The sequence below is a fragment of the Streptomyces sp. VRA16 Mangrove soil genome (assembly GCF_017377775.1).
GTDB lineage: Bacteria > Actinomycetota > Actinomycetes > Streptomycetales > Streptomycetaceae > Streptomyces.
On record NZ_JAFVLN010000006.1, the window covers coordinates 19,369 to 31,791 of the forward strand.

Consider the following 12,423-nt stretch of genomic DNA (forward strand, 5'->3'; position numbering starts at 1 on the left):
GTGCCCGGTCCACGGGCGCGCCCGTGGACCGGTCGTGCAGGGGTGCGCCCCGTCGGGGCGCGGGGAACTGCGCGAGCAACCACGACGCGGCCGAGGCCGGGGGACGGCCCGACCGGGTTCCCGGACGAGCCGTCCGCCCGGGGTCCGGGCGGAGCGTCTAGCGCCCGCCCCTGCGCTTGTTCCAGACGTCGAAGCCGACCGCGGCGAGCAGGGCCAGGCCCTTGATCACCGACTGCCAGTCGGAGCCGACACCCAGCAGGTTCATGCCGTTGTTCAGCACGCCGAGGACCAGACCGCCGATGATCGCGCCGAGCACGGTGCCGACACCGCCGCTCATGGACGCGCCGCCGATGAACGACGCGGCGATGGCCTCCAGCTCGAAGTTGAGGCCGGCCTTCGGCGAGGCCGCGTTCAGCCGGGCGGCGACCACCAGACCGGCCAGGGCCGCGAGCACGCCCATGTTCAGGAAGACGTAGAAGGTGACCTTCTTGTCCTTCACGCCGGACAGCTTCGCCGCCGGCAGGTTGCCGCCGATGGCGTAGATGTGGCGGCCGAAGACCGAGTTGCGCATCAGGTAGCCGTAGCCGACGACCAGGGCGCCCAGGATGAGCAGCACGATCGGCACACCCTTGTAGCTGGCGAGCAGCAGGGTGACCACGGCGATGGCCGCGACGATCGCGATCAGCTTCAGGATGAACAGGTTGCGCGGCACCACGTCGAGCGAGAACTCGCTCTGCCGGCGCCGGTCGCGCACCTCCTGCCAGACCACCGAGGCGGCGAGCAGGATGCCGAACAGCAGGGTGAGGTTGTGGTAGTTGGTGTTCGGGCCGACCTCCGGCAGGAAGCCGTTGCCCAGGTCACCGATGCTGGACGGGAACGGGCCGAGGGTCTGCCCCTTGAGCAGGATCTCGGTGAGACCGCGCCACACCAGCATGCCGGCCAGCGTCACGATGAACGACGGTATGCCGCCGTACGCGATCAGATAGCCCTGCACCGCGCCGGCCGCGCCGCCCATCACCAGGCAGACGATCAGGGCGATCGGCCAGGAGACGTCGTTGTTGACCATCAGCACGGCGGCCGTCGAGCCGACGAACGCCGTCAGCGAACCGACCGACAGGTCGATGTGGCCCGCGATGATCACCAGCATCATGCCGATCGCGAGGATCAGCACGTACGAGTTCTGCAGCACCAGGTTGGAGACGTTGTGCGGGGTGATCAGGGTGCCGTCGGTCCACACGGCGAACACCGCGATGAGCAGGCCGAGCGCGATCAGCATGCCGTACTGGCGCATGTTGCGGCGCAGACCTTCGACAACCAGGCCGCCGAGCCCGAGCAGCCCGCCCTCCGCGCTCGCGCCCGAGCCCTTGCCCGGCGGGGCCGCCGCCGGGGTCTTCGTCACGTCCGTACTCATCGCGCTACCTCTTTGTCCTTCGTCATCAGGCGCATCAGCGATTCCTGCGTCGCCTCGCCGCGCGGCACCTCGCCGGTCAGGCGGCCCGCGGCCATCGTGTAGATGCGGTCGCACATGCCGAGCAGCTCGGGCAGCTCGGAGGAGATGAAGACCACCGCCTTGCCCTGGGCGGCGAGCTTGTCGATGACCGTGTAGATCTCGTACTTGGCACCGACGTCGATCCCGCGCGTCGGCTCGTCCAGGATCAGCACATCCGGACCCGCGAAGATCCACTTGCTGAGGACGACCTTCTGCTGGTTGCCGCCCGACAGCTTGCCCGCCGGTTCGAAGACCGTCGGAGCCTTGATGTTCATGGACTTGCGGTACTCCTCGGCGACCTGCCGCTCCTCGTGCTCGTCGACGATGCCGCGGTTCGCGACCTTGCCCAGCGCCGCCAGCGAGATGTTGCGGTTGATGGTGTCGATGAGGTTGAGGCCGTAGTGCTTGCGGTCCTCGGTCGCGTACGCGATCCCGTGCCCGACCGCCTCGGAGACCGTCTTGGTACGGATCTCCGTGCCGTCCTTGAGGACCGTGCCGCCCGCGTACCGGCCGTACGTGCGCCCGAAGACGCTCATCGCCAGCTCGGTGCGGCCCGCGCCCATCAGGCCCGCGATGCCCACGATCTCGCCCCGCCGCACGTGCAGCGAGACGTCGTCGACGACCTTGCGCTCCTGGTCGATGGGGTGGTGCACCGTCCAGCCGCGGATCTCCAGGGCGGGCGCCGCGCCGGCCTCGGCGTGGTGCGGGGTGCGGTCGGGGAAACGGTGGTCCAGGTCCCGGCCGACCATCCCCGAGATGATCCGGTCCTCGGTGGTCTCCGGCGCCTTCACATCCAGGGTCTCGACGGTGTGCCCGTCGCGGATGATCGTGACCGAGTCGGCGACCTTGCGGATCTCGTTGAGCTTGTGGGAGATGATGATCGAGGTGATGCCCTGGTTCTTCAACTCCAGGATGAGATCGAGGAGTTTGTCGGAGTCCTCGTCGTTGAGCGCCGCCGTCGGCTCGTCCAGGATGAGCAGCTTCACCTCCTTGGAGAGCGCCTTGGCGATCTCCACGAGCTGCTGCTTGCCCACACCGATGTCGGCGACCGCGGTGTTCGGGTTCTCGTCCAGACCCACGCGGCGCAGCTGGCGCGTCGCGTGGCCGAGGGTCTCGTGCCAGTTGATGAGCCCGCGCGAGGCGTGCTCGTTGCCGAGGAACATGTTCTCGGCGATCGAGAGGTACGGCACCAGGGCGAGCTCCTGGTGGATGATGACGATGCCGCGCTTCTCGCTGGCGTTGATGTCCTTGAACTGGCAGGGCTGACCCTCGAAGAGGATCTCGCCCTCGTAACTTCCGTGCGGGTGGACGCCGGAGAGCACCTTCATCAAGGTGGACTTTCCGGCGCCGTTCTCCCCGCAGATGGCGTGGACCTCGCCCGGGCGGACGCTCAGGGAGACGTCCGACAGCGCCTTGACGCCCGGGAAGGTCTTGACGATCGAGCGCATTTCCAGGACGGGTCCCGCCATGGTCGTGCCCTTCAACTAGTGTGCGGAGACGGTCGGTTGGCGTGCCGTCGACTTACTTCAGGCCGATCTCGGACTTGGTGTAGTAGCCGCTGTCGACGAGCTCCTTCTGGACGTTGTCCTTGGTGACCGCGACCGGCTGGAGCAGGTACGCCGGGACGACCTTGGCGCCGTTGTCGTACGTCTTGGTGTCGTTGGTCTCCGGCGTCTTCTTGTTCAGCACGTCGTCGACCATGGTCACGGCCTGCTTGGCGAGCTGGCGCGTGTCCTTGTAGACCGTCGAGTACTGCTCGCCCGCGAGGATCGACTTCACCGAGGCGACCTCGGCGTCCTGACCGGAGACGGCCGGCAGCGGCTTCGACTTGGAGCCGTAACCGTCGGACTTCAGGGCCGAGATGATGCCGATCGAGATGCCGTCGTACGGCGAGAGCACCGCGTCGACGCGGGCGCTGGAGTACGTCGAGGTCAGGATGTCGTCCATGCGCTTCTGCGCGGTGGCGCCGTCCCAGCGCAACGTGGTGACCTGGTTCATCTTGGTCTGGCCGGACTTCACGACGAGCTGCTTCTTGTCGATGTAGGGCTGGAGCACCTTCATCGCGCCGTTGAAGAAGTACTTGGTGTTGTTGTCGTCGTTGGAGCCGGCGAACAGCTCGATGTTGAACGGGCCCTTCTTGCCGTTCGACAGGCCCAGCTTGTCGACGAGGGAGGTGGCCTGGAGCTCGCCGACCTTCTCGTTGTCGAACGTCGCGTAGTAGTCGACGTTCTTGGAGTCCAGGATGAGGCGGTCGTAGGCGATGACCGGAATGCCCGCGTCGTGCGCCTCCTGGAGGACGTTCGTCAGCGACTTGTTGTCGATCGCCGCGATGACCAGCGCCGAGACGCCCTGCGTGATCATGTTCTCGATCTGCGAGACCTGCTGGTCGGGGTCGTCCTCACCGAAGACCAGCTTGGTCTTGTAGCCCTTCGCCTTCAGCGACTTGACGACGTTGTTGCCGTCCGCGATCCAGCGCTCCGAGGACTTGGTCGGCATCGCGATACCGACGGTGGACCCCTTGCTGCTGCCCTTGTTCTCGTTGCTGCCGCCCTTGCTGTCCTGGCCGCAGGCGGTCAGGGACAGGGCGAGGGTGGCGGTCGCGGCTATCGCGGTGAGGGCGGCTCGGCGGTTTCGCATGGTCATCATCCTTGATGTGTGTGTGCGAGCTCGGTCGGAGGTGCGAAGTCGCTGATGCGGGAAGGGAATTGACCGAGTGAAGGTGTGTCGGATTGTGCGCGGCTCTGTTGTGTGCTGTGAAGTTGTGTTTCCGGAACGTTATTCGCCCGTGTCGAACCGCTTGAGATCGCCGGGCAGCCGGGATCCGAGCGGGGACATCCCGCCGGCCGCTCCGTGCCGCTCCAGCAGGTCGAGCGCGAGCCGGCCCCGGCGCACCCGCTCGCGCGCGGTGTCGAGCGTGACGTCGCGCAGCTGGGCCCCGTACGGGTAGATCGAGGGCGCCTTGGCGAGCCCGAACTTGAGGTACAACGGGGCCCCGCGGCGCACGAGTTCGGCGATCTCGTACATCCGGACATAGCCGCCGAGGTCGTCAGGAGCCTCGACATACATGTCCATGGGGGCACCCGACACCCGCCGGATCTCCGTGAGATGAGCGAGCGTCAGATCGCTGGGCACATTGAGCGAATCGGCGCCGAGCATCTCGTACACGGCGTACGAGGCCGGGTTCACGGGCCCGATGAGCGCGGAGACCTTGAGGGTGGTGTCGGCGGGGATGATGCCCCGCACGCGCGCCCGGTGCAGCGTCCACAGCACGCCCTCGTCGGCGACGAGCAGGCACTTGACGCCCAACTCCGTTGCGCGGACGGCGTCTTCGACACATCCGGCGACGGCGTCGTGGCCGCGCGACCGCAGTCCGGCGCCGCCGGAGTCGGTGCGCACGGAGGCGCCGGTGTCCCAGGTGCCGCGCGGCCCGGTGAACAGGCACAGCTCGATGTCGCGTTCGGCGGTCGCCTCGACCATCTCCTGGATCTCGGCGTCCCGCAGCATCCAGATGCCGCTGCCCTGGCTGATCCGGTGGATGGGGACGTCGAGCCGAGAGGCTTCCTTGAGCACGACACCGACGGCCTCGGGCCCCTCGACGGACGGAATCTCGACACGCCAGGTGCCGCCGTCGGGGAAGGTGTGCGAGGAGGTGTCGGCCGGGTCCTGCGCCGGGGCGGAGAGCCCGAGGGCGGAGAGGGCGGGTTCGCCGGGGAGGCGGGGGGAGTCGGTCACGCGAGTTTCCTTTACGCTCATCACGGTTCGAGATTTCGAACGCAGGTCGGGCGAAGTCGCGGCCAGGAGCGCGGGGAACGGGGCGACCAGCCACGACGAAACCGGTGGCCGCTCACGCAGTCGCACTCCTGCGGCGAAGGGGAACGAGGGGCGAAGCCCCGAAAGCTAAGGCCGCAACAGAACCTTCCCCACCTTCGGATCCCCGGCCCCCACCCACTCGATGGCCTCGTCGAACCGTTCCAGCGGCACCTCGTGCGTCACGAGCGGCATCGGATCGAGCAACCCCGCCCCGAACATCCGCACCGCGTGCGCCCATGCGTCCGGCGCGGCCCCGAACACGGTCTGCACCTCCAGCTGCCGCACCACGAGATCCGTCGGGTCGAGCCCGTCGGCCCCGGCCGCCGGGATCCCGGTGAGCACGAGCCGCCCGCCGCGCCGCAGCAGCGCGGCCGCCGTGCGCGCGGCGGATGCGGACCCCGCGGTCTCGATCACGACGTCGAAGTCGTCCGGCAGTTCCTCGGTACGCAGCTTGAAATCACTCGCCCCGAACTGCCGTGCCATGGCGGCCCGTTCGTCCCGCGAGCCGACCACGAGCAGCTCGGCCGGTGAGGCCGCCGCCAGGAACTGCACCGCGAACATCCCGAGCGTCCCGGTGCCCACGACGGCGACCCGCTGACCCGGCAGGGCCTGGGCCTTCAGCGCGGCGGCGGCGATGCACGCGGCCGGCTCAAGGAGCGCCGCGGCCGTCAGATCGGCGTCGTCGGGCAGCACGTGGAGCAGCCGCGCCGGCAGTGTCAGCGTCGTGGCCATCGCGCCCGGCTGGGTGAACCCGGTCTCCTCGTACCCGGCGGTGCACAACGTGGTCTCACCGGCGTGGCACCGGTCGCAGACCTGGCAGTTGCGGAACCCCTCGCCGACGACCTTCCGTCCGACGAGCGAGGCCGGAACGTCGTCCCCGACCGCCTCCACGACCCCGGACCACTCGTGGCCCGGCGTCAGCGGATAACGGACGTACCCCTCGGGCCGGTTGCCCTGGTACACCTCGCGGTCGGATCCGCAGATCCCCACCGCGTGCACCTTCACCAGCGCCTGGCCCGCCCCGGGCGCCACCGGCTCGTGCGCGACGAGCCGGTGCTGCCCGGGGGAGTCGATCACGACGGCGCTGCTCACTTGGAGCCGCCCTTCGGGTCGCGCTTCTCCCAGCCCTCGGCCCACAGGTCGAACCGGGCCTGCTGCTGCGGGAACTCGGCGGCGGCGTCGATGTCGAGCTCGACCCCGAGGCCGGGCTCGTGCGACAGCTCGAAGTAGCCGTCCACGACCTGCGGCGCGCCCTTGATCACCTTCTTGATGTCGGCGTCCGCGAAGTCGTTGAAGTGCTCCAGGATCTTGAAGTTGGGCGAGGTGAAGCCCACCTGGAGCGAGGCCGCGGTGAGCACCGGGCCGCCGACGTTGTGCGGCGCGACCAGCATGTAGTGCGTCTCGGCCGTCGCGGCGAGCTTGCGGGTCTCCCAGATGCCGCCGATGTGGCCGACGTCGGGCTGGATGATGTCCACGGCCTGGCTCTCGAAGAGCTCGCGGAACTCGATCCGGTCGTGGATCCGCTCACCGGTCGCGACCGGCATGTCCACCTTCGCGGCGACCTTCTCCAGCGCCTTGAGGTTCTCCGGCGGCACCGGCTCCTCCAGCCACGCGGGCTTGAAAGGAGCGAGGTCCTTCGCGAGCCGGATCGCCGTGGCGGGGGAGAACCGCCCGTGCATCTCCAGCATCAGCTCCGCGTCCGGGCCGATCGCGTCGCGCACGGCCTCGATCAGCGAGACCGCGTACAGCGACTGCTCGTGGTCCAGCTCGAAGTGCCCGGTGCCGAACGGGTCGATCTTCAGCGCCTTGTACCCGCGCTCCATCACGCCGCGCGCGGCCTTGTGGTACGCCTCCGGCGTCCGCTCGGTGGTGTACCAGCCGTTCGCGTACGCCTTGACCTTGTCGGTCACCTTGCCGCCGAGCAGCTGCCAGACCGGAACGCCGAGCGCCTTGCCCTTGATGTCCCAGCAGGCCATCTCGATGACCGCGATGCCGGACATGACGATTTCGCCCGCCCGCCCGTAGTCGCCGTACTTCATTCGTTTGACCAGATCCTCGACGGCGAACGGGTCGGAGCCGAGAATGTGGTTGGCCTTCGCTTCGTTCAAGTACCCGATGAGCGCGTCGGTGTGGCCCAGCATCCGGGTCTCGCCGACGCCCGTGATCCCCTCGTCGGTGTGCACCTGGACGTAGGTGAGATTCCGCCACGGAGTACCGACAACGTGTGTGCTGATTCCCGTGATGCGCAAGGCAGTTGCCCCCTGTGCTGTTCGATATTTCGTCACTCGTTCGAAATGCTGGCGTGACAGTAAGGAGGCACCTGCGGGGGTGTCAATGGGTCTGCACAGACTGGGGTCCTACGGGGATCCGGGAAGAGAGGAACGGGAACCCATCCTTCCGCACAGAAGCTTCACAGCGCGAGCATCTTCCGTCACCGTTGCCCCTCTAGCCTCCCTACGTCATGGACTACTGCCACCCGTGCCGCAGGCACCTCAACGGCGCCCTGGCCTGCCCCGGCTGCGGCACCCCCGCGGAGGCCGTGCGCGCCTACGCCGAATCCGTCACCGCCCAGGAGGCGGTCGACGAGGACGCGGCGACGGACGAGGGCGAGTCGGTCCATGGCCCGCGGGTCCGCGGACGCGGTCGCGGCCGGGCACGCCGCGCCCGCAAGGCGCGCCGCCGCCGCGTCCTCATGGTCGCGGCGGGCCTCGCGCTCGCCGCCGGCGGCCTCGGGCTCGCCGAACTCGGCACGGAAGGTCCCGGTGACGGCGGCGCGGGCGCCCAGGCCGCCCCCGACCTCGCCGGCGACACGGACGACACCGGAACCGACGAGGCGACCTCCGCCGACGCGGACGCCGCCACCGCCCCGCAGGCCGAGCCCGCCTCCCGCTCCTCGGCCCGCGCCTCCGCGACCCCCTCCGCGTCACAGGCCACCGAGAGCGCCCGGAACTCCGGCTCCCCGTCCGACGGCACGACCCCGGCCGCCGCCACATCGGCCGCGCCCACCTCGCCCGCGGGCGCCCCGTCGTCGACCCCGGCGGCCCCGACCACCACCGCACACCCCACGACATCGGCCCCGACGGCGAACCCCAGCCCCTCGGAGACGTGCGACCGCTTCCTGTGGTGGTGCACCTGAAGCCTGTCCGGCTGGGGTGCCTCGGTCGGTTGGGGTGCCTCGCTCAGTCGACCCCGAGCATCCTGCGCAGCAGGTCCCTGAACGCCGTACGTTCCTCGCGCGACAGGCCCGCCAGCGGTTCGCGCGCGAAGTCGAGCGAGTCCCGCAGGCCGTGCGCCACCCTGATGCCCTCGTCCGTGGGCGCGGCCACCTTCACGCGCCGGTCCCCGGGGGACGGCTGCCGCTCCACGAGCCCGCGCCCCTCCAGCCGGTCCACGATCCCCGTGATGTTCGACGGTTCGCACTTGAGCCGCTGCGCGATCTGCCGCATGGGCAGCGGCTCCAGCGTGAGCAGGCTCAGCACCCGCGCCTGCGCCCCGGTGAGCCCGTGCCGCGAGGCGGCCTCCTCGTACTCCTGGTAGTAGCGCGAGACGACGGATCCGATCAGCTCGACGACTTCGAGCGTGAGCGGGTCCATGCGGGCGGAACGTCTGGCGGTCATGCTCTTCAGCGTACCCACTTACTTGACATCCTGAAATATTCAGCCGCATGGTTGTTTCAGGTACTGAAATAGTTTCCCCCTGCAATTCCCCTCTGTCGCGAAGGATCAGCGCATGGCTGCCGACACCCCCCAGATCCCCGCCACCGGCCGCGAGTGGGCCCTGATCAGCCGTCCCGTCGGCTGGCCGAAGCCCGAGGACTTCGAGCTGCGCGAGGCCCCGGTCACCGCGCCCGGCCCGGGTCAGGTCCTCGTCAAGAACCTCTACGTGTCCGTCGACCCGTACATGCGTGGCCGGATGAGCGCCGCGAAGTCGTACGTCGCCCCGTACGAGCTGGGCAAGGCCATGCAGGGCGGCGCGGTCGGCGTCGTCATCGCCTCGAACGACGAGGGCGTCGCGGTCGGCGACCACGTGCTGCACTTCTTCGGCTGGCGCGAGTACGCGACGGTCGACGCCAAGCAGGCCGTCAAGGTCGACCCGGAGGCCGCCCCGCTCTCCACGTACCTCGGCGTGCTCGGCATGACGGGCCTGACCGCGTACGCGGGCCTGCTGCGCACCCTCTCCTTCAAGGAGGGCGACAGCGTCTTCGTCTCCGGCGCCGCGGGCGCGGTCGGCGGCCAGGTCGGCCAGATCGCCAAGCTGAAGGGTGCCTCGCGGGTCATCGGCTCGGCCGGCTCGGACGAGAAGGTCAAGCTGCTCCTGGAGGAGTACGGCTTCGACGCCGCCTTCAACTACAAGACGGGCGACGTCCACACGCTGCTCAAGGAGGCCGCCCCCGACGGCATCGACGCCTACTTCGACAACGTCGGCGGTGACCACCTGGAGGCCGCCATCCAGTACCTCAACCGGGACGGCCGCATCGCCGTCTGCGGCGCCATCTCGGTCTACAACAACACCGAGCCGGCCCCCGGCCCGCGCAACCTCGCCCGCCTGATCCAGACCCGCGGCCGCATCGAGGGCTTCCTCGTCGGCGACCACTACGACCTGCAGCCGCAGTTCGTGCAGGAGGTCGGCGGGTGGGTGCGCTCCGGCGAGCTGAAGTACCGCGAGACGGTCGTCGAGGGCATCGAGAACAACCTGGAGGCCTTCATGGGCGTCCTGCGCGGCGACAACACCGGAAAGATGGTCGTGAAGCTCTGAGTTGTGACTCAGGTCACTTCGTCTAATTCCATGATTCGGTAACCTCGTTCCGCTTAACGAAAAAATACGTAGTGTGTCTTCACGTAACGCGCGAACGAGGGAGCCGGTCATGGCCATCACGCAGTCCGACGTCGTCTACACCGCCGTAGCCACCGCCGAGAACGGCCGTGACGGCCGTGTCGCCACCGACGACGGCAAGCTCGACGTCGTCGTCAACCCGCCCAAGGAGCAGGGCGGTTCGGGTGCGGGCACCAACCCGGAGCAGCTCTTCGCGGCCGGTTACAGCGCCTGCTTCCAGGGCGCCCTGGCCGTCGTCGCCCGCCAGGAGGGCGCCGACGTCTCCGGCTCGACCGTCACCGCGAAGGTCGGCATCGGCAAGAACGACGAGGGCTTCGGCCTGATCGTCGAGATCGCGGCGTCGATCCCGAACGTGGACGCGGCCACCGCCAAGTCCCTGATCGAGAAGGCCCACCAGGTCTGCCCGTACTCCAAGGCGACCCGCGGCAACATCACGGTCACGCTCTCGGTCTGACCGTCCGCGGCCCGCGGCCCGTCCCGTAAGGTTTGCGCCATGCGTGATCTCGGGGCGGGCTTCGGCTATCTGATGAAGGGGCAGCGCTGGGTTGCCCAGCACGGCAAGCAGTACGGATGGAGCCTGCTGCCCGGTCTGATCACCCTGGTCCTGTACGTGGCGGCCCTGGTCTGCCTGGCCGTCTGGGGCGATGACTTCATCTCCTGGGCCACCCCGTTCGCCGACGACTGGACGTCGCCCTGGCAGGGCCTGTTCCGCGGCTTCCTGACCGTGGTCCTGTTCGCCCTGGGTCTGCTGCTCGCGGTCCTCACCTTCACCGCCGTGACCCTGTTGATCGGGCAGCCCTTCTACGAGTCCCTCTCCGAGGAGGTCGACCGGACGGAGGGCGACGGGGACGTCCCCGAATCCGGCCTGCCGCTCTGGCGCGAACTGTGGATCTCGGCCCGCGACAGCCTCCGGATCCTGCTCCGCGCGGGCCTGTGGGGTGTGCTCCTCTTCGCCCTCGGCTTCATCCCGTTCGTCGGCCAGACGGTGATCCCCGTCCTCGGATTCTTCGTCACCGGCTTCTTCCTCACGGAGGAACTGACGGCGGTGGCCCTCCAGCGCCGCGAGGTCGAACTCCGGGACCGGCTCGCCCTGTTGAGGTCCCGCAAGGGCCTGGCCTGGGGCTTCGGCGCCCCCCTCGCGGTGGCCTTCCTGGTCCCGTTCGTGGCGGTGTTCCTGATGCCGGGGGCGGTGGCGGGCGCGACCTTGATGGTGCGGGACCTGGAGGAGACCCCCGGGACGCGGGCCACCGCGCGACCGGCCACGGATGATCAGCACCCGGCGTCGGACGACGACGGGGCAGCCGCGCCTCCCCATGGAGCGACCTGGTGAAGACAGCGAACCTCGGCGTCCTGTTCGCCATAGAACTCATCGCCCTCGGCGCGGTCGGCGCCTACGGCTTCACCCGCGACGTCGCCACCCCGCTCGCCTGGCTCCTGGGCCTGGCCGGCCTCGCGGTGATGATCACGGCCTGGGCCCTCTTCGGCTCCCAGAAGGCGCCCCACAAAACCCGCGGAGCGACCCGCGTCGCCTTCGAACTCGTCTGGTTCGGCGCCGGAGTCGCGGCCCTCGCGCTCAGCGGCGCCTACCTCTGGGCGATCGCCTTCGCCGCCCTCTGCGCGGTGAGCAAGGCGCTCGCCGTGCACTGGAAGCAGTAACTACCCCTCGACGCCCAGCAGTTCCAGGAAGTCCCGGAACGCCTGCGGCATGTCCACCGACTCCGGGTCCAGCAGCCACTGATACTGCAGCCCGTCCATCACGGCGACCAGCAGCGGCGCCGCCCGCTCCGGCGTGAGCCCGTTCGGCAGTGTCTCCCCGAACTCGGCGCGCAGCACCTGCGCCATCGACGCGCGGACGCCGACGTAGCGCTCGGTGAAGAACGCACGCGCCGGATGCCCCTCGGTCACCGACTCCCCGAGCAGCGCCGAGAAGGTCTGCACGATGCCGGGCCGCATCGCGTTGTACTCCACCAGCGACCCCAGCAGATCGAGCCGCCACTGGCTGTCCGGCACCGCGTCCCACTGGTCCCGCTCCTCCAGGACGGCGACGAGCAGCGCCTCCTTGGTCGGGAAGTGGTGCAGCAGCCCCTGCTGGGTGAGGCCCACGCGCTCGGCGACGGCGGCCAGGCTCGCGCCCCGGTACCCGCGCTCGGCGATCACTTCCAGTGCGGCGCGCAGGATCTCCGCCCGCCGCTCCCCGCTCCTGACGCTTCTGGTGCTGCTGCTCATGCGGTCACCGTACGACATGGCCGGGACACCCCGAGCCGTCATTTATAACGGCACGATAACGAAAC

General features: G+C 69.2%; 13 protein-coding genes. 5 read left to right on the top strand and 8 right to left on the bottom strand.

Annotation, left to right across the window (positions count from 1 at the left end; genetic code table 11):
- Positions 1-157: 157 nt before the first annotated feature.
- The 6 genes from mmsB to J3486_RS17585 all read right to left on the bottom strand — a co-directional run bounded on the left by mmsB (position 158) and on the right by J3486_RS17585 (position 7,548).
- Positions 158-1,411 (bottom strand): multiple monosaccharide ABC transporter permease, encoded by a 1,254-nt coding sequence (gene mmsB / locus J3486_RS17560; protein WP_207821298.1) that lies wholly within the window; start codon positions 1,409-1,411, stop codon positions 158-160.
- Positions 1,408-2,958 (bottom strand): multiple monosaccharide ABC transporter ATP-binding protein, encoded by a 1,551-nt coding sequence (gene mmsA, locus J3486_RS17565; protein ID WP_207821299.1) that lies wholly within the window; start codon positions 2,956-2,958, stop codon positions 1,408-1,410. The genes mmsB and mmsA overlap by 4 nt, the downstream gene beginning before the upstream one ends.
- A gap of 52 nt (positions 2,959-3,010) precedes the next feature.
- The gene (gene chvE / locus J3486_RS17570; RefSeq protein ID WP_207821300.1) at positions 3,011-4,126 is read right to left on the bottom strand and encodes a multiple monosaccharide ABC transporter substrate-binding protein; all 1,116 of its coding nucleotides are present in this window, start codon (positions 4,124-4,126) and stop codon (positions 3,011-3,013) included.
- A gap of 138 nt (positions 4,127-4,264) precedes the next feature.
- The gene (locus J3486_RS17575) at positions 4,265-5,221 is read right to left on the bottom strand and encodes a hypothetical protein (protein WP_307804852.1); all 957 of its coding nucleotides are present in this window, start codon (positions 5,219-5,221) and stop codon (positions 4,265-4,267) included.
- 165 nt (positions 5,222-5,386) lie between these two features.
- Entirely contained in the window at positions 5,387-6,391 is a 1,005-nt protein-coding gene (locus tag J3486_RS17580) for a zinc-binding dehydrogenase (protein WP_207821302.1), read from the bottom strand.
- On the bottom strand, positions 6,388-7,548 hold the full coding sequence (locus J3486_RS17585) for a mandelate racemase/muconate lactonizing enzyme family protein (protein WP_207821303.1): 1,161 nt from the start codon (positions 7,546-7,548) through the stop codon (positions 6,388-6,390). Before J3486_RS17585 ends, J3486_RS17580 begins: the two co-directional genes overlap by 4 nt.
- A 212-nt stretch (positions 7,549-7,760) precedes the next feature.
- Here J3486_RS17585 and J3486_RS17590 point away from each other — a divergent pair, with 212 nt between their 5' ends.
- Positions 7,761-8,435 (top strand): hypothetical protein, encoded by a 675-nt coding sequence (locus tag J3486_RS17590; RefSeq protein ID WP_207821304.1) that lies wholly within the window; start codon positions 7,761-7,763, stop codon positions 8,433-8,435.
- Between the two features lie 43 nt (positions 8,436-8,478).
- Here the strand turns inward: J3486_RS17590 and J3486_RS17595 are convergent, their stop codons facing one another.
- Complete coding sequence (locus J3486_RS17595; RefSeq protein ID WP_229378201.1) at positions 8,479-8,916, bottom strand: MarR family winged helix-turn-helix transcriptional regulator; 438 nt, start codon at positions 8,914-8,916, stop codon at positions 8,479-8,481.
- A gap of 112 nt (positions 8,917-9,028) precedes the next feature.
- Here J3486_RS17595 and J3486_RS17600 point away from each other — a divergent pair, with 112 nt between their 5' ends.
- The 4 genes from J3486_RS17600 (at position 9,029) to J3486_RS17615 (ending at position 11,788) form a co-directional block, all read left to right on the top strand.
- A complete protein-coding gene (locus J3486_RS17600) occupies positions 9,029-10,054 on the top strand; it encodes an NADP-dependent oxidoreductase (protein WP_207821305.1) in 1,026 nt (341 codons plus the stop codon).
- Between the two features lie 109 nt (positions 10,055-10,163).
- The gene (locus J3486_RS17605) at positions 10,164-10,586 is read left to right on the top strand and encodes an organic hydroperoxide resistance protein (protein WP_207821306.1); all 423 of its coding nucleotides are present in this window, start codon (positions 10,164-10,166) and stop codon (positions 10,584-10,586) included.
- 39 nt (positions 10,587-10,625) lie between these two features.
- Positions 10,626-11,462, top strand: coding sequence for an EI24 domain-containing protein (locus tag J3486_RS17610; RefSeq protein WP_207821307.1), 837 nt, complete (start codon positions 10,626-10,628; stop codon positions 11,460-11,462).
- A complete protein-coding gene (locus J3486_RS17615) occupies positions 11,459-11,788 on the top strand; it encodes a YrdB family protein (RefSeq protein WP_207821308.1) in 330 nt (109 codons plus the stop codon). The genes J3486_RS17610 and J3486_RS17615 overlap by 4 nt, the downstream gene beginning before the upstream one ends.
- Here J3486_RS17615 and J3486_RS17620 read toward each other — a convergent pair whose 3' ends face one another.
- Positions 11,789-12,376, bottom strand: coding sequence for a TetR/AcrR family transcriptional regulator (locus tag J3486_RS17620; RefSeq protein WP_207821309.1), 588 nt, complete (start codon positions 12,374-12,376; stop codon positions 11,789-11,791).
- Positions 12,377-12,423 lie beyond the last annotated feature (47 nt).